This is a genomic window from Mesorhizobium sp. WSM4841 (assembly GCF_055811515.1).
The window spans coordinates 21,956-44,978 of sequence record NZ_JBVVQC010000043.1 but is presented as its reverse complement, the minus strand read 5'-3'; the positions used below and the strand labels follow the sequence as shown (position 1 = coordinate 44,978).

General features: G+C 63.9%; 21 protein-coding genes. 7 read left to right on the top strand and 14 right to left on the bottom strand.

Annotated elements, in window-relative coordinates; translation table 11 throughout:
• Window positions 1-154: 154 nt before the first annotated feature.
• Window positions 155-388, top strand: coding sequence for a DUF6429 family protein (locus AC0L14_RS31640; protein WP_473751845.1), 234 nt, complete (start codon window positions 155-157; stop codon window positions 386-388).
• Between the two features lie 182 nt (window positions 389-570).
• Here the strand turns inward: AC0L14_RS31640 and ftsZ are convergent, their stop codons facing one another.
• Window positions 571-1,578 (bottom strand): cell division protein FtsZ, encoded by a 1,008-nt coding sequence (gene ftsZ / locus AC0L14_RS31635; protein WP_473751843.1) that lies wholly within the window; start codon window positions 1,576-1,578, stop codon window positions 571-573.
• Between the two features lie 263 nt (window positions 1,579-1,841).
• Window positions 1,842-2,627, bottom strand: coding sequence for an SDR family NAD(P)-dependent oxidoreductase (locus AC0L14_RS31630; protein WP_473751841.1), 786 nt, complete (start codon window positions 2,625-2,627; stop codon window positions 1,842-1,844).
• A gap of 76 nt (window positions 2,628-2,703) precedes the next feature.
• Between AC0L14_RS31630 and uxuA the strand changes: the two genes are divergently transcribed.
• Window positions 2,704-3,888, top strand: coding sequence for a mannonate dehydratase (gene uxuA / locus AC0L14_RS31625; protein ID WP_473751840.1), 1,185 nt, complete (start codon window positions 2,704-2,706; stop codon window positions 3,886-3,888).
• A gap of 43 nt (window positions 3,889-3,931) precedes the next feature.
• On the opposite strand, the gene AC0L14_RS31620 is transcribed toward uxuA, so the two are convergent.
• From AC0L14_RS31620 to AC0L14_RS31595, 6 genes are all read right to left on the bottom strand, one after another.
• Window positions 3,932-4,825, bottom strand: a complete 894-nt coding sequence (locus AC0L14_RS31620; protein ID WP_473751839.1) for a sugar phosphate isomerase/epimerase family protein — start codon at window positions 4,823-4,825, stop codon at window positions 3,932-3,934.
• Window positions 4,826-4,952: 127 nt separating this feature from the next.
• Complete coding sequence (locus AC0L14_RS31615) at window positions 4,953-5,891, bottom strand: ABC transporter substrate-binding protein (protein WP_473527383.1); 939 nt, start codon at window positions 5,889-5,891, stop codon at window positions 4,953-4,955.
• Between the two features lie 78 nt (window positions 5,892-5,969).
• Window positions 5,970-6,968, bottom strand: a complete 999-nt coding sequence (locus AC0L14_RS31610; RefSeq protein ID WP_473751838.1) for an ABC transporter permease subunit — start codon at window positions 6,966-6,968, stop codon at window positions 5,970-5,972.
• A complete protein-coding gene (locus tag AC0L14_RS31605; protein ID WP_473527382.1) occupies window positions 6,965-8,509 on the bottom strand; it encodes a sugar ABC transporter ATP-binding protein in 1,545 nt (514 codons plus the stop codon). The genes AC0L14_RS31610 and AC0L14_RS31605 overlap by 4 nt, the downstream gene beginning before the upstream one ends.
• Window positions 8,506-9,885 carry an FGGY-family carbohydrate kinase gene (locus tag AC0L14_RS31600; RefSeq protein ID WP_473751837.1) on the bottom strand — a complete coding sequence of 460 codons (1,380 nt, stop codon included), beginning with the start codon at window positions 9,883-9,885 and terminating at the stop codon, window positions 8,506-8,508. The genes AC0L14_RS31605 and AC0L14_RS31600 overlap by 4 nt, the downstream gene beginning before the upstream one ends.
• A complete protein-coding gene (locus AC0L14_RS31595) occupies window positions 9,882-10,664 on the bottom strand; it encodes a DeoR/GlpR family DNA-binding transcription regulator (RefSeq protein ID WP_473751836.1) in 783 nt (260 codons plus the stop codon). The genes AC0L14_RS31600 and AC0L14_RS31595 overlap by 4 nt, the downstream gene beginning before the upstream one ends.
• A 201-nt stretch (window positions 10,665-10,865) precedes the next feature.
• Here AC0L14_RS31595 and AC0L14_RS31590 point away from each other — a divergent pair, with 201 nt between their 5' ends.
• From AC0L14_RS31590 to ggt, 4 genes are all read left to right on the top strand, one after another.
• Complete coding sequence (locus AC0L14_RS31590) at window positions 10,866-11,909, top strand: class II aldolase/adducin family protein (protein WP_473487799.1); 1,044 nt, start codon at window positions 10,866-10,868, stop codon at window positions 11,907-11,909.
• 1 nt (window position 11,910) lies between these two features.
• Entirely contained in the window at window positions 11,911-13,197 is a 1,287-nt protein-coding gene (locus AC0L14_RS31585) for an FGGY-family carbohydrate kinase (RefSeq protein WP_473751835.1), read from the top strand.
• Window positions 13,194-14,048 (top strand): TIGR01459 family HAD-type hydrolase, encoded by an 855-nt coding sequence (locus AC0L14_RS31580; protein WP_473751834.1) that lies wholly within the window; start codon window positions 13,194-13,196, stop codon window positions 14,046-14,048. Before AC0L14_RS31585 ends, AC0L14_RS31580 begins: the two co-directional genes overlap by 4 nt.
• A gap of 100 nt (window positions 14,049-14,148) precedes the next feature.
• A complete protein-coding gene (gene ggt, locus AC0L14_RS31575; RefSeq protein WP_473751833.1) occupies window positions 14,149-15,735 on the top strand; it encodes a gamma-glutamyltransferase in 1,587 nt (528 codons plus the stop codon).
• On the opposite strand, the gene AC0L14_RS31570 is transcribed toward ggt, so the two are convergent.
• The 5 genes from AC0L14_RS31570 to AC0L14_RS31550 form a co-directional block, all read right to left on the bottom strand.
• Window positions 15,729-16,532, bottom strand: coding sequence for an ABC transporter ATP-binding protein (locus tag AC0L14_RS31570; RefSeq protein ID WP_473751831.1), 804 nt, complete (start codon window positions 16,530-16,532; stop codon window positions 15,729-15,731). The genes ggt and AC0L14_RS31570 overlap by 7 nt on opposite strands.
• Entirely contained in the window at window positions 16,529-17,356 is an 828-nt protein-coding gene (locus AC0L14_RS31565) for an ABC transporter ATP-binding protein (protein ID WP_473751830.1), read from the bottom strand. The genes AC0L14_RS31570 and AC0L14_RS31565 overlap by 4 nt, the downstream gene beginning before the upstream one ends.
• Window positions 17,353-18,183 carry an ABC transporter permease gene (locus AC0L14_RS31560; RefSeq protein ID WP_473487805.1) on the bottom strand — a complete coding sequence of 277 codons (831 nt, stop codon included), beginning with the start codon at window positions 18,181-18,183 and terminating at the stop codon, window positions 17,353-17,355. The genes AC0L14_RS31565 and AC0L14_RS31560 overlap by 4 nt, the downstream gene beginning before the upstream one ends.
• Window positions 18,180-19,166: an ABC transporter permease gene (locus AC0L14_RS31555; protein ID WP_473751829.1), complete on the bottom strand. Its 987-nt coding sequence runs from the start codon at window positions 19,164-19,166 to the stop codon at window positions 18,180-18,182. The genes AC0L14_RS31560 and AC0L14_RS31555 overlap by 4 nt, the downstream gene beginning before the upstream one ends.
• A gap of 90 nt (window positions 19,167-19,256) precedes the next feature.
• Window positions 19,257-20,867, bottom strand: a complete 1,611-nt coding sequence (locus AC0L14_RS31550) for an ABC transporter substrate-binding protein (protein WP_473751828.1) — start codon at window positions 20,865-20,867, stop codon at window positions 19,257-19,259.
• Between the two features lie 278 nt (window positions 20,868-21,145).
• On the opposite strand from AC0L14_RS31550, the gene AC0L14_RS31545 reads away from it, so the two are divergent.
• Window positions 21,146-22,333 (top strand): M24 family metallopeptidase, encoded by a 1,188-nt coding sequence (locus tag AC0L14_RS31545; protein WP_473751827.1) that lies wholly within the window; start codon window positions 21,146-21,148, stop codon window positions 22,331-22,333.
• A 267-nt stretch (window positions 22,334-22,600) separates the two neighbouring features.
• Here AC0L14_RS31545 and AC0L14_RS31540 read toward each other — a convergent pair whose 3' ends face one another.
• Window positions 22,601-23,020, bottom strand: a complete 420-nt coding sequence (locus AC0L14_RS31540) for a cupin domain-containing protein (protein WP_473751826.1) — start codon at window positions 23,018-23,020, stop codon at window positions 22,601-22,603.
• Window positions 23,021-23,023 lie beyond the last annotated feature (3 nt).

Genomic DNA, 23,023 nt, shown 5'->3' with positions numbered 1-23,023 from the left:
CAAATCCTGTCCCCGCAACCAAATCCACAAAACGGCCCGCCTCGCGCGGGCCGTTTTGCGTTTGCGGCCTGGCGCGGCCAGTTTTGATCCTCGTCAAGCTACCCGACGATGTGGGTCTCGGCAGGCGCCGTTTTCCCGTGTTAAACTGCTTGGCATGGAGATGGACACCGACAAGATCGACAATGCCGTTCTTGGGCTGCTTTGGCTAACGCTGCATGAAGAGAGGCGCGCCTGGAAGGGATTGGATTGGGATGCTCTGGATCGCTTGCACCAGAAGGGACTGATCGCCAATCCAGCAAACAAGGCGAAGTCGGTGATTCTGACAGATGAGGGCCTGCGACGGGCTGAGGAACTGTTCCGCACCCTGTTCACGCGGCCGGCGTCATGAGCGCTGCTGGCGTTCCATTTCGACAGCAAGAGTCGCGCAGGCAAAACCGACAATTTGCTCCGCAGACTCATCCCGCAACAATTGCGGTTGGGCGTTCCGCCCGACCATCGTCTGGCGGCGGTGTCCGGAGCGGCGGACTTTCAAGTCGAATTGCTACCGCCGGCGCTGCCATGGCGCCTGGTTCAGTTGATACGGTTTTCCATCCCCACCGTCAGCGGAATCTCAAGCCCCCGCCGCAACCCCGTCGCAACGACCGACACCCTGAATTTTCCTGCGAGCGCCTTGTCGAAAATGGCGCCGACGATGATGTCGGCATCGGCGTCGACCTCCTCGCGTATACGGGTGGCGGCTTCGTCGACCTCGAACAGCGTCATGTCAGTGCCGCCCGATATCGAGACAAGGACGCCCTTGGCGCCCATCATCGACGCTTCGTCGAGAAGCGGGTTTGCGATCGCCGCTTCGGCTGCCTTCCTGGCGCGGTCCTCCCCGGTGGCTTCGCCGGTCCCCATCATCGCGCGACCCATATCGCGCATCACCGACTTCACATCGGCGAAGTCGAGATTGATCAGGCCTTCCTTGACGATGAGATCGGTGATGCAGCCGACGCCGGCGTAGAGAACGCGGTCCGCCATGGCGAAAGCGTCCGCGAAGGTCGTCTTGGCATCGGCGATCCTGAAGAGGTTCTGGTTCGGTATGACGATGACGGTATCGGCGCTTTCGCGCAGCCGCTCGATGCCCTCATTGGCGGCATGCATTCGGCGGTTTCCTTCGAAGACGAACGGCTTGGTGACGACGGCCACAGTCAGTATTCCCGCATTGCGCGCGGCCTGCGCTATGACCGGTGCTGCACCGGTTCCAGTTCCGCCTCCCATGCCCGCGGTCACGAAACACATATGCGTTCCCGCAAGATGGTCCATGATTTCGTCGATCGATTCGACGGCCGCGGCATGGCCGACCTCGGGCAGGGATCCTGCACCAAGACCCTCCGTGACGTGCGCTCCCAATTGGATCAGCCGCGTTGCCTTCGACATGGTGAGCGCCTGGGCATCGGTGTTGGCAACGACAAATTCGGTGCCCTGCAAGCCTTCGGCGATCATGTTGTTGATGGCGTTGCCGCCACCGCCGCCAACCCCGATGACGGATATTTTGGGCCTCATCTCCGAGATTGCCGGCCTCGTTGCAGTGTTCATTTGCCGTCTCTCCCCTTGAATGCGCAAGCGCAGCGGTCGGTGGAAGGCTTGTTCCCGGCGCACTGCAAAGACTTTGGACAGTGCGCGAATCAGGACAGCCGAGCGTGACCAAGGGAATCAGACGGTTGAACCGGCTGCAAGTGCACTATTCGCGCTCGCGCATGTTATGCGCTGTTGGTTCGCCGTCGGTGCTACGTGTGGCGGCTGCCCGAATATCGTCCGATGACAACGTCTCCCGTAAAGCCGAGACCGATTTTCCCGTTCTACTTCACGCCGATGCCGGCAGTCAGGCCGCCATCGATCCTGTAGTCCGCGCCGGTGCAGAACCCGGCTTTCGACGAACACAGAAAGGCGATGAGTTCCGCCACTTCCTCCGGCTCGCCGATGCGCCCGATGGGGTGCGCTTCGCCGAAGCGCTTGTAGGCGGCCTCGACATCGGCGTCGGTGCCGTTTTCGCCGCGCGCCGCCTTTTCCAGGATCGGGGTGCGGATCGAGCCCGGGCTGACGGAATTGACGCGAATGCCAGAGCGCGCGTGGTCGAGCGCCAGAGCGCGCGTCAATGTGTGGATGGCGCCCTTGGTCGTGGCATAGGCGGCGACGTTCTGCTGGCAGGCGAAACCTTGCACCGAAGCCACGTTGACGATGGCGCCGCCGCCTCGCCTGATCATTTCCGGGATGCCGAAATGCGCGGTCATGTAGATCGAGCCGACATTTACGGACATCGCCCGGTTCCAGGTGTCGAAATCGGTGCTCACAGCGGTTCCATATGGATGGACCGCCGCGGAATTGACAACGATATCGAGGCCGCCGAACCGCTCGACACCGGCTGCGACCGCGTCGCGGACCTGATCCGGCACGGAGACGTCGACGGTCATGACCAGCGCCCCAGCGCCGGAGCTGTCCAGTTCCGCTGTCATCGCCGCGTTGGCCGCGCGATCGATGCCGCAGGCGATGATCGCCGCGCCGCCCGCAGCAAGACGTCTGGCGGTCGCCAGGCCGATCCCGGTCGTCCCCGTCACCAGAGCGATCTTGCCGTCGAAATCCTTCATTGCGCAAACTCCTTTAATTTGACTTCCATTGTGGCCCAACAATACGGTTCTGTTTTATCGCAAAGGGAAAGCCTCGATGGAACAGTGTTGGCGCTGGTATGGCCCGAACGACCCGGTGACGCTCGATCATGTCAAGCAGGCCGGAGCCACGGGCGTCGTGTCCGCCCTGCATAATATCTACGACGGCCGCGCCTGGCCTTTGACGGACATCCTGGAGCGCCAGCGGATCATCGAGGCCGAAGGGCTGACCTGGTCGGTCGTGGAGAGCATTCCCGTCCACAATTCGATCAAGATCGGCTCGGCGGAAAGGCTTCGCTATGTCGGCTGGTACAAGGACACGATCCGTGCGCTCGCCAAGGCTGGCATTGCGACGATCTGCTATAATTTCATGCCGGTGGTCGACTGGACCCGCACCGACCTTGCATATCGGCTTCCAACGACGGGCTACGCCCTGCGTTTCGATGCGATCGATTTTGCCGCATACGACATTTTCGTCCTGAAGCGCAGGAATGCCGAAGCCAGCTACAGCGCGGCACGTGTCGCCGAAGCGGAATCGCGACTGAAGGAACTGAGCGACGAGCAGATCGACAGGATCGAGCGCAATCTCATTGCCGGCCTGCCGGCGACCGAGCGCAGCTACGACCGTGATAGTTTTCGCGAGGCATTGGCGGAATATGACTCGATCGGGCCGAAGGAGTTGCGCGACAATCTTGCCTGGTTTTTGCGCGAGATCATTCCGGTGGTCGAGCAGGAGGGAGTGCGCATGTGCATCCATCCCGACGACCCGCCATTCTCGCTCTATGGCTTGCCACGGATCGTTTCGACTCCCGAGGACGCGCGTTTCATCCTCAACGCCGTCGACAGCCCGGCGAACGGCCTGACATTCTGCACCGGCTCCTATGGTACGCGCGCCGACAACGACATTGTCGGCATGGTCAAGGAATTCGCCGACCGGATCCATTTCGTCCATCTGCGCAATGTAACCATCGAGGATGACGGCTCCTTCTATGAAGCCGAGCATCTGGAGGGCGGCACCGACATGGCGCATGTCATCCTCGCTTTGATGCAGGAAGAGACACGTCGCCGTAGGGAAGGTCGCGCCGATTGGCGGATTCCCATGCGACCCGATCATGGCCATCTGCTTGCCGACGATATCGGCAAGACCAGGATCAACCCCGGCTACTCGTTGATCGGCCGCCTGAAAGGCCTCGCCGAACTGCGTGGCATCATGCGCGCTGTGGAACGTTTTGAGCTGGCCTGAGGATCGCAAACAGGAAGGCCCGGGCGATCAACATCGGCTGGTGCTAAGGTCGATGGCTTGATGAAACAAGCTCGGCCTTGCGCCGTGCCGTCTCCAACCCGATGGCGATGAAGCGGCGCGCATGCCGGGCCAGTTCCATATTGTCGGTCCACAGATTGCGCCAGATGGCGGTTTTCTTCGACAGGTTCTCGTCGACGATCTCGGACGAGAAGGATTCGAAACTGAGGTCGTCGCTATAGCCGATTGCGGTCAACGCATCGAAGATCGCGGCAAAGTCGATGTTGCCGGTGCCGAGGAAGCCGCGATGGCTCTCGCCGATATGGACATAGCCGATCTTGTCAGCCGCATGGCGGATGGCCAGCCCGATATCGGCCTCCTCGATGTTCATGTGGAAAGTGTCGAGATGCAGGAAGATGTTGTCGGAACCGGTGTCCTCGATGAACGCCAGCCCTTGCGCGGCGGTGTTGAGCAGATTGCTCTCGAAGCGGTTGACGATCTCGAGGTTGAGCGTAACGCCGGCGGCTTTGGCGGTCTCCGCGACCTTGGCAAGCGTTCCGGCGCTGCGGTTCCATTGATCGCGTGTCGGCGCCTGCGCCTGCAATCCATGGCTGGTGCTGAGGATGCCGGCGACCTTCTGGCCGCCGAGATCGCGGGTGAGCGCGATCGTGCGTTTCAGGATTTCGACGCCATGCGCGGCAATCGCCTTGTCGGCGATTGAAATGTCGCCGTCGGCCGGTAGTCCGATGCTGATCGCCACGCCGAGATCGAGCTCGGCGATGCGCTTGGCCAGTCCGCCAATATCGACATTGGCAGGGTCGAGATAGGAGAATTCGATCAGGTCGAAGCCGGCCTCTTTGGTGTTGGCCAGCGTCCGCTCGAGGTCGCCTTGCACCGAGCTCGCCGACCAGACAAAAGAATGGATTCCAATGCGCGACATGATCGTCTCCTGCTGGTCGAGAGCATCGGACCCAAAAGTGGAAACCGGTTTTGGGAAAATCCGATGCTCAAACAAAAAAACGGTGCGACCGGTCGTCCCGGCCGCACCAGCCTTGGGAGGCTCTAAGCTAGCGGGCCGCGGTCCAGCCCTTGTAGTCCTTCAGGTTCTCGGCCGTGATCAGCTGCGGGTCGAGCAGCACCGTCGCCTCGGCCGGCTTTTTGCCGGCAAGCACTTCGGCTGCCATCTGCAGCGACTGGCCAGCCATGACGTAAGGATCCTGCGAGGCCGAGGCCTTGATCATCGACGTGCCGGAAGAGAGTTCCTTCTCGATATCGGGCGCGCCGTCGACCGCGGTGAAGATGAACTCCGAGCGGTTGAGCTGCTTGGCCGCAAGTTGGGCGCCGATCGCCGTCGGATCATTGATGGCGAATACCGCATCGATCTTGTCGAAACGGGTCAGCAGCGACTGGAACACTTTTAGGCCGCCGTCGCGCGAGCCTTCGGCATTCTGGTCGTCGGAGAGGATCTTGATATCCGGGTGCTTCGCAAGCACGTCCTTGCAGCCCTTCACCCGCTCCAGGATCGACGACGATGCAGGGCCGTTCAGGATGACATAGTCACCTTTGCCACCGGTTTGGTCGACGAGGTACTGGCAGGCCGCTTCGCCGGCCTTGACGTTGTTGGTCATCACGGTGACGTCGGCGCCCGGCGCCGAGACGTCGAACGCGGCAACAACGATGCCCGCCGCTTGCGCCTTCTTAACCGCTGGTGCGATGGCCTTAGCATCGACGGCGTTGAGCATGATCACGTCGACGCCGGCCGCGATGAAGGAGTCGACCTGCGAGACCTGCTTGTTGAGGTCGTAGTCGGCCGACACCGACGTCACCTCGACATTGGGATTGATCTTTCTGGCCGTGTCTTCGATGCCCTTGATGGTGGCGACGAAGAACGGGTTGCCGAGCAGGCCGACCGATATGCCGACCTTGTTCAGATCCTTGGCCGAAGCCGGTGCGATGGCGACGGCCGCGAGGGCAACGCCGCAGAGCAGTTTAGCGATGGTCTTCATTGTTTTCCTCCTGATGCCCCGCGCCTCTCACGGTGCGTTACATGAAACCGGGTCGTTGACGCCGGCGACTAAGGTCAATCACGTTCTTGCTCCTGCCTGGAGCCTGTAGCGGTCGAGGGCGACCGCCACGATGATGACCAATCCCTTGATGATGTACTGCCAGATGTCGGAAACACCGGCCAGGATGAGCCCGTTGGAGAGCACCGCTATGATCAGGCCGCCGATCAGCGTGCCCCAGATCGAGCCGACGCCGCCGACGAAGCTGGTGCCGCCGAGAATGACCGCGGCAATGGCGTCGAGTTCGTAGGACTGCCCAAGCTGCAGCCCGTTGGCGGCATAGAGCCGGGCCGCCGACATGGCGCCGCCAAGACCGGCCAGAAGGCCTGAAACGCCATAGACGAAGAGCAGCACCAGCGGCACCTTGATGCCGGTGAGGCGGGCGGCCTCGGCATTGCCGCCGACGGCATAGATCCAGGTGCCGAGCACGGTGCGTTTGAGCACCAGCCAGGACAGCACCACGACCGACAGAGCAATGATGACCAGCCAGGGAATGCCGAACAGCGAACCGTTGCCGATGAAGTCGAACGGCAGGTCCGAGTTGAACACCGTGGTGTCCTGGCCGAGCAGGCGGGCGACGCCGCGCACGGCGGTCAGCGAACCCAGCGTAACGATGAAGGGCGGCAGCTTGATATAGGCGACGAGCAGCCCGTTGATGACGCCGAAGCCGAGGCCGACCAGAATGGCCGCCGGCACGCCGAGCATGCCCCACTCCGGCACCAGCGACACCATCACCGCCACCATCGCCGATGCGGCAAGGATGGAGCCGACGGACAGGTCGATGCCGCCGGTCAGGATGACGAAGGTCATGCCGGCCGCAAGGACGATGTTGATCGACGACTGCTGCGTGACGATCAACAGGTTGGTCTCGGTGAGGAAGCGCGGGTTCATGATCTGGAAGCCGGCCGCCAAAAGGATCAGAACCGGCAGCATGCCAAGGGCGGCGAAGGCGGTGCGCAGCCGCCGGGTTCTGCCGACGGCCTGGTCGCCCGCGCTCATCTCGGTTGCCTTGTCGGTCATCCCTTGGCCGCTCCCGTTGCAAGTTCCATGATTGCCTCCTGACTGAGCGGCTGGCCTTCGGATGCCGTCACCTCGCCAGCGATAGTGCCGTCGCGCATCACCAGCACGCGGTCGGCGACGCCGATCACCTCCGGCAGTTCGCTGGAGATCATCAGGATGGCGATGCCCTTCTTGGCGAGATCGTCGATCAGCCGGTAGATTTCCGACTTCGCCCCGACATCGACGCCGCGGGTCGGTTCGTCGAGGATGAGGACCCGCGGTTCGGTTTCGAGCAGGCGGGCGAGCAGCACCTTCTGCTGGTTGCCGCCCGACAGCGAGCCGGCATTGGCCTGCACCGACCTGGTGCGGATGGAGAGGTCGGAAACGGCCTTGGCGGCGCGCTTTTCGGCCGTCGCGAAGTCGCGCAAGCCTCCGGCCTGCGCATCCCTGGCGAGCACGCCCATGCTGATATTGTCGGAAATCGACATGTCGAGGAACAGGCCGAGTTCCTTCCGGTCTTCGGTAAGATAGGCAATGCCGGCGTCCAGCGCCTCGCGCGGCGAGCCGATCGCTATCGGCTTGCCGTCGAGTTCCAGCGTGCCTGATGTGTGCCTGTCGGCGCCGAAGATCAGCCGTGCGAGCTCGGTGCGGCCCGAACCGACAAGGCCCGCCAGCGCCAGCACTTCGCCCTTGTGCAGATCGAAGGAACAGTGCTTCAGGAGATTGCCATCCGACATACCGCGCACCGACAATGCGATCGCCCGCTTGCTGTCCGGCGGGCGGTGATCTTTTTTGTAGAAGGCAGACAGGTCACGGCCGACCATCATCGAAACGAGGCGCGAGGCGTTCAGATCGGCGCGATCGAGCGTGCCGACATAGCCGCTGTCGCGCAGCACGCTGACGCGGTCGGCAAGCTGGTAGACCTCCTCCATGCGGTGGCTGATGTAGATGATGGCGATGCCCTGCGACTTCAGCGTCGCAATCACCTCGAACAGCCTGTCCGTCTCGCGCGAGGTCAGCGAGGTCGTCGGCTCGTCCATGACGATGATGCGCGCGCTGCTCGACAGCGCGCGGGCGATCTCGACCATCTGGCGCTCGCCAAGCGACAGGCTGGAGACAAGGGAGCGCGCCGGGAAGGAAACGCCGAGCCGCGCAACGATTTCCTTGGCGCGCCGGTTGCACTGGTCGCGGTCGACGATGCCGAACCGTCTCGGCTCGTTGCCGAGGAAGATGTTCTGGGCAACCGTCAGGTTGGGCGCCAGCGACAGCTCCTGATAAATGACGGCAATGCCATTGGCGCGTGCCTTGATCGGGTCGCCGGTCGCGACCGGCGCGCCGTCGATCAAGATGTCGCCGCCGGGATCTGGCCGATAGGCGCCGGACAGCACCTTCATCAGCGTCGACTTGCCGGCGCCGTTTTCTCCCATCAGCGCGTGCAGTTCGCCGGCGTGCACAGTCAGCGACACATCCTGCAAGGCGCGGATCGGGCCGAACGTCTTGGAGATGTGCCGCATCTCCAGCACCGGCTGGCGCACTGGTTCGAACCGGGCAGCGGCGGTCATCGCGCGCCTCCCGCTGCTGCACCAACGATGCCTCGGTCGGCGGAAAGGCCGCGCCAGCTGTCGCGATAGAAGGCAAGCCCTGTGAGGCTTGAAGCACGAACAGGCTCCGGCGCCTCGGCGGCAAATTCGCGTCCAACACTCTCGAAGGCGAGAGCCGCCGCTCCAGTGGCGCTGCCCTCCAGCGTGGCGCCCTGCATGAAGGCCTGGCCGGGACGCAGCTGCGCCAGCAGGCTGGCGAGCAGGCCGCCACTGTTCAGCCCGCCATCGACGATTATGGTGTTGTTCGAATGGATCAGGTCGAGACACAGATCGACCATCAGCGCGACATAGAGCAGCGCCACGGCCGCGCGCTCCTCCGCGGTGGGTGTGCGCCCGACCAGTTCGCCGGGATGGCCAGGCATCGGCCCACCTGGCGCGAAGCTCGGTAGCGCCATGATGCCGGCGTCGATCACCTGCTGTACTGTGGAGCGGTCGATTGCCCCCTGCCAGCCGGCGCTGATCGTCGCGAATTCACGGCCGCCCATGAAGCGGATGGTCGGCACCGGGCCACCGTCGACATCGACATTGACCAGCATGTCGCGATCGCGATCGAGCGCGTCGAGCGGGCAGTCCGGATTGAGCACGACGACCCAGGTGCCGGTCGAGACGACGGTGACCGGGCCAAGCTCCTGCCGGCGATAGGCATGGAGCGCCGCATTGCTGTCATGGACACCGTTGTGAATGGCGATCGGCCGTGTCGCCCCGCCAAAGCGATGCTCGCCGATCACCGCGCCGGCACGCTCGAAGGCGGGCATCTGGCCGCGCCATCCTTCGGCGTCAACCAGCGAGGAGAAATCGCGCTTGCGCGGCGCCCACAGATGCGAGTGGCAGCCGAGATAGGACACCTCCGACACCGCCCGGCCACCAAAGCGCCAGCTCCAGTATTGGGGATAACCGAGGATCGATTTGGCGGCGGCGAACGCGCTTGATTGCACCGTCTTCAGCCACAGCATGTGGCGACCATAGTTGAAGCCGAGCGGCAGATGGGGCGAGAAGGTCTCGGCAAAATCCGGAATGCGGCGATCGATCTGAGCGGCAATCTCGGCCGGCGGCTCCTGCTCGTAGTCGAGGATCGGATGCGTCAGCGCTGCATCGTCAATCAAGGCAAAGGTGCAGCCATGGCCCGAAACCATCAACCCCTCTATGCGATGGATATCGACCGCCTCGCCGACGGCGCGAGCCGCCCAATCGTGAAGCGCTGCCTCATCGAGCACGCTGAAGCCGCCTTTGCGCGTCCATTTCGGCTGGGTCCGGCGCTCGTCGAGGATTTGCCCGTCCTGACCGAAGACGAACAGCTTCGAGTTGGTCTTGCCGAAGTCGAGGACGGCCACTTTCACTGGACGGCTCCCGAGGAAGAGGCGATCCGCACCATGACGCCGGCGTCTTCCAGCATGCGTGCGTCGGCATCGGAGAGGCCGTCGTCGGTCACCAGCGTGCCGATGCGCGACAAGGGCAGCGCGACGTTGCGCGCGTGGATCGACAGTTTGCGGCTGTCGGCCAGCACCACGATCTGGTCGGCGCATAGGCTGAGTTCGACGATGGAGCGGACCAGCAGCGGATGCGATTCCAGCACGCCCTCCGGGCTGATGCCTTGCGCGCCAAGAAAGAACTTCGATGCGTAGAAAGGCACCGTCTGGGTGAGCGAATGAATGATGCCAGGCTCGCGATGAAGTTCACCCCCGGCAACGGTTAGGCTACAATGGCCGTGGTCGCTCAAATAGGCGATGAGCGGCATCGAATTGGTGTAGAGCCGGATGTTGCGGTCGGCGAGTTTGGCGCCGAGATGGAAACAGGTCGAACCGCCGTGCACGATGACGGCGTCGCCATCGCGCACCATGGTCGCAGCGAGAGCGGCGATCTGCCGCTTGGCTTCGACCGCGAGATCGCGGTTCTCGTCGTAAGGCCTGGCAAAGGCGACACCCGCCTGCGAAGCGCCATCGAGCGCCGAGATGCCGCCGTAGACCTTCCGTGCTTCGCCGGCCTCGTCGATCTTGTCGATGTCGCGCCGCACCGTCGCAGCCGACACGCCGAGCCGCTCCTGCAGCTCGCGCACCGAGGCGAAGGGGCGATCCCGCAACAAGTCTACGATCTGACGCTGGCGGCCGGAGTCGCTCAACGGATACCCTCCCGAAATGCCATTTTGCCACGGCAATTGGTGAAACTTACTCAACGCGGATCAGATTGCAAGCTAGATTTGATGGGGTAAGATCACCATTGACGTAACTTACTCGCATCTGCGATACCAACGTCATTCGTTATCCCAGCTACGGGGATCCAAAGCCGTGGCTACGCGTCCGGTTTGTTGAAAGGAGTTTCGATGGCAATCAATGCGGATGCGCAGGAACTGGCCGCTTTGCGGTCGCTTTCGGCCAGCATCGGGCGCGACCCGCATTTGACCCAGGCCGCGGGCGGCAACACTTCGCTGAAAGCCGGAGACACGCTCTGGATCAAGGCTTCGGGTACCTGGCTGAAGAATGCGCTCGCCGAAGACATCATGGTTCCCGTGGCGATCCCCCCGCTGCTCAGGGCTGTCGAACAGCGCGACCCGGCCGCCGATCAGCCACAGGCGTTCGCCATCCAGGCGCTCAACATCCGTAAGCTGCGACCCTCGATCGAGACCACGGTTCACGCGCTGATGCCGCAGCGCGTCGTTCTGCATGTCCACTGCGTCGACACCATTTCGCTTGCCGTGCAGGCCGACTGCGAGGCTCAAATCGCCAAGCGCCTGGATGGCCTCGAATGGGCGTATGTCCGTTATCTCCGGCCGGGCCTGCCGCTTGCCCAGGGCATTGCCGAGCGCCTTCGGCCTGGGGTCGATGTGCTGATCCTTGCCAATCACGGCCTGGTGGTCGCAGCCGAGACCGTGGCCGGCGCCGAGGCGCTGCTGCGCCGCGTCACGGGGCTGCTGGCGCGGCCGCCACGCGAGGTGGCGGAGCCAGACATCGCGGCATTGACGGCGCTCATCGGACGCACCGGTTACAGGTTGCCGGCGGATGTCGAAGCGCATGCCGTCGCGATCGATCCTGAAAGCTGCCGCATGGCGTCGGGGGGCAGCCTCTATCCCGATCACGTCATCTTTCTCGGCAAGGGTTCGGTCGTGGCGCGGCCTGGCGAGGACGTTCTGCGCGTCATCGAACGGTGCGGCACGGCACCGGTGGCGATCCTGTTTCCCGGGCTTGGCGTGCTGATGCGCGGCGACGCCAGTCCCGGCGCCGATGCCATGCAACGCTGCCTTGCCGACGTGACGGCGCGGGTCGACGTCGCGGCGAAGCTGAATTATCTGACCGCCGCCGAGAACGACGAACTGATCAACTGGGACGCCGAGCAGTATCGCCAGAAACTCAATGCAGCTGGCGGCTGACATGGCGCGTTCAATTGGCCCCCTTTCGATCGGCATCGACATCGGCACATCAGGCGCCCGCGCCGTCGCCATGCGCCCGGATTTTTCGATTGCCGCGCGTTCCGCCGTTCCACTCGACAGATTTGGCCAGAACGCCCGCGACCCCTCAGTGTGGTGGTCAGCGGTGGGCGCGGCGCTGGCGGAACTGCTTTCGGGCATCGATCGTGCGGCGGTCCGGTCGATCGCCGTCGACGGCACTTCGGGCACGCTGCTGCCGGTCGACGGCGCCGGGCGGCCGCTGGCCGAGCCGTTGATGTACAACGACAAGGTCGACGACGACGCCATTCTGGCGGTGATCGCGCGCGAGGCGCCGGCCGCGAGCGCAGCACGTGGGGCGACGTCCGGTCTCGCCAAGGCGCTGTCATACCAGCGCCTGTCTGGCGTTGCCGCGGTGCTGCATCAGGCCGACTGGATCGCGGCACAGTTCTCTGGCCGCTTCGACACCAGCGACGAGAACAATGCCCTGAAAACCGGCTACGATTTCGAGGCCCGCCGCTGGCCGGACTGGATCGCGGCGACCGGCATGCGCATGGAACTCCTGCCTGATGTCGTCAGGCCGGGCGATGTCACGGGAACGCTCACCGCGAGCGCAGCGGACCTGTTCGGCCTGGCGCACGACGTCGCCGTGGTCGCCGGCACGACCGATGGCTGCGCGTCGTTCCTGGCGACGGGCGCTGCGGCAGTTGGCGACGGCGTCACCGCGCTGGGGTCCTCGCTGACCCTCAAAATCCTCTCCGACCGGCCGATCTCGGCGCCGCAGTTCGGCATCTACAGCCATCGGTTGGGAGATGCCTATCTGGCGGGTGGTGCGTCGAATTCGGGGGGCAAGGTGCTGGCGCAGCATTTCTCGCTCGGGCGTATCATCGAGCTGAGTGCGGCCATAGACCCCATGACGGAGACCGGCCTCGACTATTATCCGCTTCCCGCGGTCGGCGAACGCTTTCCGATCGCCGACCCTGCTCTGCCGCCACGTCTGACGCCGCGGCCTGCGGACGACGCAGACTATCTGAAAGCGATGTTGGAGGGCATTGCCGAGATCGAGGCGCTCGGCTATCGCCGGCTTGCCGAGCTCGGCGCGCCTCGCCTGCTCTCGGTGAGAAGTGTCGGCGGCGGTGCGGCAAATCCCGCCTGGACCGCGATCCGGCAGCGCAAGCTGGGGGTCGGTTTTCTGCCGGCGCGTTCGGATGAGGCGGCCGCCGGCACGGCGCGGCTGGCGCTGATGGGCGCAATCGAAGCGGGGCTTTTGTGAGCACGAAAACGGTTGAACATCTCGACGGCATCGCGGCGCTGGTTGAGCGCTATCAGGTGTTCCTGCTCGATCAGTTCGGCGTGCTGCACGATGGTACGAACCCCTATCCGGGCGCTGTGGAGGCATTGTCGGCGCTGAAGCGAGCAGGCAGGACGATCGTGCTGGTCTCGAACTCCGGCAGGCGGGCGCGGCCCAATGAGGCCCGGTTGCTGAAGCTCGGCTTCCAACCAGGAAGCTGGGATCAATTTGTCTCTTCCGGCGAGATCGCGTGGCGGTCCTTTCACGAAATGGCGGTATCCGGAACGCTGCGCCCAAACACAAAGTGCCTGCTGATCAGCCGCGAAGGCGACCGCTCGGCGATTGAAGGCCTGCCTTTCACGTTGACCGGGGACGGCGACGATGCCGAGCTGGTGCTGATCGCCGCCAGCGAGGGCGATCGCTACGACATCGACCATTATCGCAGACTATTTGCACCGGCAGCGATGCGGCAGGTGCCGTGCTTCTGCACCAATCCCGACAAGATCATGCTGACGGCAGTGGGGCCTCGCTTTGGCGCCGGTCAGCTTGCGGATCTCTACGAGAGCTTCGGCGGCAGCGTCACCCGTATCGGCAAGCCCTACGCCCCGATCTTCGACGCCGCGCTGGCGCTGGCGGGCAACCCGGACCGCAGCACTGTGGTCTGTGTCGGCGACAGTGTCGAACACGATATCGCTGGTGGAACTGGCGCCGGCGTGGCGACTGCGCTGGTCTTGTCCGGAATATTGGCGGACACCCCTGACCTGGCCGACCTTTTCGACAGTCTGGACGCCTACCCCGATTACACCACGGATATTTTCAAATTCGCTGATTGAGGCCGGGAATTTCCCAGGGTGATCACTGCCTTCTGGTCGTGCTACTTTCGGGGGCACAATTCTTGGCGCACATCGCTAGTTCGGAGGCTATTGATCCTGCATGCGTGATTTTCAATTTCCCGGACGGTCGCCGGTTCGTGCGACGGAAGCGATGGCCGCGACATCGCACCCTCTGGCGACGCTGGCGGCGGTCGAGATGCTGCGGTCCGGCGGCAATGCAATGGACGCAGCCGTGTGCGCGGCGGCGGTGCAGGCGGTCGTCGAGCCGCAATCGACCGGTATCGGCGGCGACTGTTTCATCCTCTACTGTCCCAACGGCCAAGGCGAGGTTCTGGCCTTCAACGGCTCCGGCCGCGCACCGGCAGCAGCAGAGGCTGAGTGGTATCTGGACAGGGGGCATGACGAACTGCCTGAGTCCGGTCCGCACGCAGTCACCGTGCCGGGCGCCGTCGACGCCTGGTGCCGGCTGCTCGACGATCACGGCAGAAAGGGCATCGACGCTGCGCTCGCACCCGCCATACGTTACGCCGAACAGGGCTACGTCGTCCAAGACCGTGTGGCCTTTGACTGGGCTGAAAGTGCTGCCTTGCTGGCCGCCGACGAACATGCCGCGCGGATTTTTCTGCCGGATGGAAAGGCGCCGCTGGCCGGCGAACTGCACCGGCAGCCGCAACTGGCCGACACCTTGCGCATCGTCTCGCGCCGTGGCCGTGCCGGCTTCTATGAAGGCGAGGTCGCCGACGACATGGTGTCGCGTCTGCGTGCTCTCGGTGGGCTGCATGCGCTCGAGGATTTTGCGGCCACGAAGGGCGACTATGTCAGGCCGGTCGGCACATCCTACCGGGGCTACGACATCCATCAGATGCCGCCGAACAACCAAGGGCTGACGGCACTGATCATGCTGAATGTGCTGTCGGGCTTTTCGCTTGGCTCCCTGGAGCCGAATGGTGCCGAGCGCTTTCACCTCGAGATCGAGGCGGGGCGGCTTGCCTATCAGGACCGCGACAATTTCATCGGCGACCAGAACCACGTCCATGTTCCCGTAGAGCAGTTGTTGTCTGGATCCCATGCGGACCAGCTTCGCGCCGAGATCGATCCGGCGCGCGCGATGACGCATCTGCCTCGCCTTGATCTCCAGCCGAGCGATACCGTCTACATCTCGGTGGTCGACCGCGACCGTAATGCAGTCAGCTTCATCAACTCGACCTTTTATTCGTTCGGCAGCGGGGTGGTCGGCCCCAGGACCGGGGTCGTCTTGCAGAATCGCGGCAGCAGCTTCTGCCTGGCGGCAGACCACCCAAACCGCATCGCCCCGGGAAAACGCCCGATGCACACCATCATGCCGGGCATGGTGACAGCCAAGGGCCGGGCGATCATGCCGTTCGGCGTGATGGGTGGCGGCTACCAGCCGTTCGGCCATGTCCACCTGCTCACCAACATGATCGATTTCGGCATGGACCCGCAGGAGGCGCTGGATGCGCCACGCGTGTTCTACAGACAGGATACGGTGGAGGCCGAGCGTGGCGTTCCGGCCGATGCAATCGCCGGCCTGCTCGAGCGAGGCCACCAAGTGTCCATCGCGACCGGGCCGCATGGCGGCGGCCAGCTGGTGCTGATCGACTGGGACAAGGGTACGCTTACCGGCGCGTCCGATCCACGCAAGGATGGTTGCGCGCTGGGTTACTGACGATCGGCCGCGCCCTGCGTGCTGGTCCTGTTCAGTTTTGGCGCTGCCGCCACCAGCGCCTTGCCGATCGCCGACTGCGGGGCACCGATGACCGCACGGGCGTTGCCGCTCTCGGCGACGCGGCCGGCATCGACAATGACGACACGATGAGCGATGGCGCCAATAACGCCAAGATCATGCGAAATGAATAGATAGGCGATCCGTTCCTCGCGTTGCAGATCGAGCAGCAATTGTAGGATCTGCCGGCGCACCGATACGTCGAGCGCGGACACCGCTTCGTCGAGCACGATCAGCGACGGCTTTGTCGCAATGGCGCGGGCAATCGCGATGCGCTGGCGCTGGCCGCCCGAGATCTCGTGGATGGCGCGGCCGGCGAGATCAGCGCTCAAGCCGACACGCTCGAGCAGAGCAGCGATGCGGTGCGGGCGCTCCGGTCGAGAGGCGACGCCATGGATGCGCAAAGGATCGTCAAGCACGCGCGCTACCATGGCGCGCGGGTTGAAGGCGGCGAGCGGGTCCTGGAACACCATTTGCAAACGCGCGCGCCGGGCGCGCAAGGCGGCGCCGTTCAGGGACAGGAAATCGCCGCCCTCGAACTCGATACGGCCGGCGTCCGGTTCGATCAGCCGCAGCACCAGCCTGGCGATCGTCGATTTGCCGCTGCCGGAAGGCCCGGCCAGCGCCAGCGTCTCGCCGGCCTCGATGTGGAAGGAAACGTCGTCGACGGCGGCGATTGTCTTGCCGCCGCGACGATATCGTTTGGTCAGGCCGGAAACGGCCAGCAATGGACTGCTCACCTCGTCGCTCCTGCCTGCCGCAGCAGCGGTTCGGCATCGAGGCCGAGATGGGCGTCGAGCAGCGCTCTTGTGTAGGCGTGGCGCGGGCTAGCGATGATCTGCGCCGTCGCACCGAGCTCGACCAGCTCGCCGTGCCGGAACACGGCGATGCGCTCGGCCAGCTCGGCGGCCAGCGCGATGTCATGGCTGACGAACAGCAGCGTCATGCCGTCCTCGGCCACCAATTGCCGGATCAGCGCGACGATCTCGGCCTGCACGATTGTGTCGAGCGCGCTGGTCGCCTCGTCGGCGATCAGCAGTTTCGGACCGGCCGCGATCGCTGCGGCGATCGCCACGCGCTGCTTCTGGCCGCCGGAAAGCTGGTGGGGATAGGCGCGCAGAGCGGCCTCCGGGTCGGGCAGGCGGACGCGTCCAAGCAGGGTTTTTGCCTTGGCATAGGATTGCGACCAAGTAAGGCCGAGATGCGTATTCGCGACTTCCGCGACCTGCTCGCCGACCGCCATCACCGGATCGAGGCTGGCCGACGGGTCCTGAAAGACGAAGCCGATATCGCGGCCACCGAATGGGGTGTGGGTGGACCGGGTAATGAATTCGGATGGCGGCGACTGCAAAAACCAGTCGATACGGCCTTCAATCCTGGTGGATTGCGGCAGCAGCCCGGCAATGGCCAGCGCCAGCGTGCTCTTGCCCGAACCGCTCTCGCCGATGATGGCGAAGCGTTCGCCGGCGGCGACATCGAAGCCGACATGTTTCAGCGCCGCCACCTCGCTGCCGTCACGGCGATAGATCACCGTCAGATCGCGGATCGAAAGCAGCGCCGTCACGACAGGCTCCTTCTCACCGCCGCCGTCTCGACGAAGCCTTCACCGGCGAGATAGACGCCGAGCACGGTCAGCACGAGCGCTACGCCCGGAATGATCGACAGGAAAGGCGCGGTGCGCAGCACGGCGCGACCTTCGGCGATCATGCCGCCCCAGGTCACGCGGTTGGGGTCGCCGAGGCCGAGAAACGAGAGGGCCGCTTCGGTGAGGATCGCGGCGGCGACGATCACCGACGACAGCGCCAGCACCAGCGGCAATGCGTTGGGCAGCACTTCGCGAAAGGCGATCTCCAGCGGATGCATGCCGATGACACGGGCGCCGGCGACAAAATCGCGCTCGCGGATCGACAGCACTTCGGCGCGGGCAACACGCGCCGGCCCCGTCCAGGCGCCAAGCGCGATCGCTGCGACAACGACGCCGAGCGACGGCCCGACGACACTGACGAAAGCCAGCGCCAGCAGGAAGCTCGGCACGGTCTGGAAGGCGTCGGTGATGCGCATCAGCACCTCGTCGACGAGGCCGCCGGCAAAGCCCGCCAGCGTGCCCACTATTGCGCCGACGGCAAGGGCTGCGGCTGCCGCCGCCAGCCCGACCGCCAAGGAGGTACGGGCGCCGTGGAGAAGCTCGGCCAGCACATCACGGCCGAGCCGGTCGGTGCCGAGCGGCAGCGACCAGTCCTGAAAGGGCGGCAGCAGCGCCGGCCCGGCAATAGCCTGCGGATCGCCGGGAAAGAATAGCGACGCCGATAGCGCCATGGCGAACAGCGCTACCAGAATGATCGCGCCGGCGATCGCTTCCGGCGTGCGAAGAAAGCGGCGAAACGGGCTCACGCGCTGGTCTCGCTGGCGCCGACGCGCGGATCGAGGAAAGCGTAGGCGATATCGACGAGAAGGTTGATGATGATAACGAGAACGGCGCTGACGAGAATGATGCCGAGCAGCAGCGGCGTGTCGCGCGCCGCCACCGCCTCCTGCGCCAGCCGGCCAAGGCCGGGCACCGAAAAGACGCTTTCGATGACGACGCTGCCGCCGAGCATCTGCGCCGATTGCAGGCCGAGCATGGTGACCAACGGCAACAGCGCGTTGCGGGCGACGTGAGCGAGCACGATGCGGCGGCGGGAAAGCCCCTTGGCGCGAGCGGCGAGCACAAAATCCTGCCGCCAGACTTCGGCCACGCCGGCGCGCATCATGCGCAGATAGAGTGCCAGATAGATGAAGCCGAGTGCGGACACCGGCAGGATGAGATGGCGGGCGATATCGGCCGCGCGGTCGAGGCCGGTCTTGCCCGACGCGATGCTCTCGATGCCGCCGATCGGAAACCAGCGCAGGTCGACGGCAAAGATGATGATCAGCACCAACCCGAGCCAGAAGCCCGGTACCGCATAGAGCGCCAGCGAACCGATCGACAGGAAACGGTCGCGAAAACTGCCGGGCCTGGCGCCGGCATAGACGCCGAGTGCCGAGCCGAGCCCGAAGGAGAGCGCGGTGGCGCTGCCCATCAACAGCAACGTATTGGGCAGGCGTTCGAGGATGACGTCGCGGATCGGCCGCGAGAAGGTGACCGACTGGCCGAGGTCGAGATGCAGCAGCGCCCAGAGGTAGTTCGCCAGCCGCGTCAACGCCGACTGGTCGAGGCCCCAACGATGGCGCAGCAATTCGATCATGCCGGCGTCACCGCCGGTCGAGACGATATAGGCGTCGACCGCGTCGCCGGGGGCGGCTTCCAGCAAAAGGAAAGTGCCGATCACGACAATCAGCAGCACGAAGACGCTGCCGACGAGGCGACGGCGAAGGAGGAGAACCGCGCGGGTCATGGTGGCGCCGGCTGCTTGGCGGTGTGCCGATCGTGAGATGCGCTGCGCCCCACACAGATTTCGCTGCGAATTTTCATCCGCGCGATAGTGTCACGATTCCAAATAAGTGTCCGCCCAGTTCGACACCGCCCAGCGCGGGTTGTTGGCGACATTCCCCACCGTGTCTCTGACAACGCTGATGAAGCTCCATTCGGCGACATTGATCAGCGGCAGGTCGGCTGCGACCTTTTTTTGAAACTCCTTGTAAAGTTCCGTCCGCACGGTGGGGTCGAGCGTCTCGGACGCCTTGGCGATGAGGGCGTCGAGTTCGTCGTTCTTGTAGCCGCCCTGGTTGGAGAAAGGCACGCCGTCCGGAATGCCGCTCTGCACCAGGATGGTAGTCGAGATCGCCGGATCGCCGCGGAACACCGGCGGCCCGACCGCAAGGTCGAAGGCGTGGTCGGTGTAGACCGCCTTGATATGCGCGGCCGAGTCGTTGTTGACCAGCTGGGCGTCGATACCGATGGCGGCCAGCGCCTGGCGCAGATAGTCGCCGAACTGCTTGGTTTCGTTGAAATAGGGCGCCGGCAGCAGCTTCAGCGAAAAGCGCTTGCCGTCGTCTCGCTTGCTGTAGCCGGCTTCGTCGAGCAAGGCGTTGGCCTTGGCCACGTCGAAGGCGTAGGTCGGCACATCGGCCGTATAGAATTGCGGATCGTTCTTCGGCACCGGGCCGGTGGCTGTCGCGGCGTAGCCGAGGAACACCGTCTTGACGATGAAATCCTTGTCGATGGCGTGGGCGATCGCCTGGCGCACCTTCAGGTCGGCAAGCTCCTTGCGGCGATGGTTGATCTCGACGACGAGCTGATAGGTCAGCCCCTCATAACCCTTGGTGATCACCTTGAGGCCAGGTACTTTGGATATGCGGTCGAGATCGGCCAGCGGCACAGCGGAAAAGGCGGCGAGCTGGATTTCTTCGGCCTCAAGCGCGCTTGCCGCCGAAGTGCGGTCGGGCAGCACCTGGTAGATGATTTCATCGAGATAGGGCTTGTCCTTGCCCCAATAGTCGGCATTCTTCTCCAGCCGGTAATATTCGCCTGGCTTGTGTTCGACGAATTTGAACGGGCCAGTGCCGATCGGTGCGTTGTTGGCCGGGTTCTCTTCGATCTTTCCGGTCTCGTAGATGTGCTTCGGCACCACGCTGCTCAGCGCCGGCAAGGCGTTGCGGATCAGCTGGAACGGTGTCGGTTTGGCGAATTTGAAAACCGCCGTCAGTTCGTCCGGCGTGTCGACCGCCTCCAGATCCTTGAACACGGTGCGGCCGAGATTCTGCAGCGGCTTCCAGATTTGCAGCGCCGAGAACGCGACGTCGGCGGAGGTGAAGGGTTTGCCGTCGTGCCATTTGACGCCCTCGCGCAATTTGAACGTCACCGACAGGCCATCGGCGGCGCCCTCCCAGCCTATCGCCAGGCGCGGGTCGAGCCCGTCCTTCCCGTCGAAGGACGCCTCGGCCAGCGTTTCCACGATTTTGCTCGAGATAAAGAACACACCGTTGGAAGCGACGATCGCCGGGTTGAGATTACGCGGCTCGGAATGGGCGGCGACAACCAGCCGCCCGCCTTTCTTCGGCGTCTGTGCCAGACCGATGGTCGGCAGCGCCGTCGAGGCCAGCAGGAATGCCGAACCGGCAAGCATGGTGCGCCTGGAAATCGTGACATCTGACATGATCGAACTCCGTCCCTCTCAGCCACCCGGCCGGGTGGCCCAGTACCCTCGGACGCCGGACGGCATCCTTGCAAGGATGATTATGAGCCTTGCCGAGGGTTTCGCCAGAGACGGATTTGGCGCATCCTCATGTGGCTTTGAAAATTTCGTCCGCTGGACCAGTTACAGGGAAGCGGTTCAATCCGACCTTATCTGGTAGGACCAGACTTATCTAGTAGAACCAGACTGGGCACCGCCGGCGATCCGAGCGGCCGGCCAGGGAATTCAGGGAGAGAAAGATGAACGTCGCCCCGGGTAAGAATGCCGTCAGCACCATCCCGTTCGACCACGCCAGGGTCGATCGGCTGATGGAGGAGGCCGGCATCGATGTGCTGCTCGCAACCTCCAAGCACAATACGCAATATCTGCTTGGCGGCTACAAGTTCATCTTCTTCGCCGCCATGGATGCGATCGGCCACAGCCGCTATCTGCCTATCGTTGTCTACGAGAAGGGCGGGCCGGACCACGCCGCCTATATCGGCAACCGCATGGAGGGCGCCGAGCACCAGAATAACCCGTTCTGGACGCCGACCTTGCACGCCGCCTGCTGGGGCACGCTCGACGCCGCCAATCTTGCAGTCGAACACCTGACGAAAATCGGCAAGGGCAACGCACGCATCGGTATCGAGCCGGCTTTCCTGCCGTCGGATGCCTACACGCTGATCCGCAAGGCGCTGCCGGATGCCAAGCTGATCGATGCGACTGATATGCTGGAGCGGATGCGGGCGATCAAAACCGAAGCTGAGCTGGAGAAGCTGCGCATCGCCTCCGAACTGATCACCGATTCCATGCTGGCGACCATTGCCTGGGCACGCGAAGGCACGACCAAGACCGAGATCATCGAGCAATTGCGGCGCGAGGAGACCAATCGCGGCGCGCATTTCGAATATTGCCTGCTGACGCTGGGCGCCAGCCACAACCGCGCCGGCTCGCCACAGGCGTGGAAGAAGGGCGAGGTGATGTCGATCGACTCAGGCGGCAACTATCATGGCTATATCGGCGACCTCTGCCGCATGGGCATTCTGGGCGAGCCGGATGCCGAACTCGAGGATCTTTTAGCCGAGGTCGAGACGGTGCAGAAGGCGGCCTTTTCCAAGGTACGCGCCGGCACACTCGGCGGTGATATGATCTCCTATGCGGAGGGCGTGCTGAAGAAATCCAAGGTTGCGCCCTATACCGATTTCTTCGCCCACGGCATGGGGTTGATAACGCATGAGGCGCCATTTCTGATGACCAACCATCCGGTGACCTATGAAGGCACCTATGCCGAAAAACCGCTGGAGAAAAACATGGTGCTCTCGGTCGAGACGACGATGCTTCACCCGACGCGCGGCTTCATCAAGCTCGAGGACACGCTGGCGGTGACCGAGACCGGCTACGTCATGTTCGGCGACCGGGGCAGGGGCTGGAATAGAGGTGGAGTTTGACAGCCCTGCAATGAAGGCGCTGCCCCCTCACCCGGATTGCCAACCGAATTGCAAAGGGCAATTCGGGACAATCCGACCTCTCCCCGAAGGGAGAGGAGATCGCCAGCGACGGCGCCTACCTCTTCTCCCCGCGGGGCCCCGAGGGGAGAAGGTGGCCGCCCACGGGTCTTGCCTCCGGCAAGCCCGAGGACAGGCTCCGCGGCCGGATGGGGGGCAACTCCAAATGCGATTAGCCCTGCCGCAAACAAGTAGGCGGGTGTGCAGAGATCACTTCCCGCCCGGCGGCAGCAGCCTGAAATCCGGCAGGTCACGCAGCGCCAGTTCCGGCCCGGCCGGCGAATAGACGACGAAGAGCTGCATGGGCACATCGCCGGTGTTCAGCGTCGAATGGAAGCGGCTTTCCGGCACATAGATGGTGCAGCCGGGGCCGACCTTCTCAACGACCGGATTGCCGTCCTCGTCCTCGACCATCTGCTCGCCATTGCCTGATATGACGAAGATGATCTCTTCCGCACCAGGATGGTTGTGGCGCGTGTGACCCTTGCCGGATGGAAGGTCGACGACGCCGCCGGAAAAGCGCGTGGCGCCGTTCACCTCGGGCGCCACCGTCAGCGAGAGTCTGCCCCAGTCGAAGCCGAAGGCGCTGACATCCTTCGGGTAGACAAACACCTTGCTCTTGTCGGTCATCGT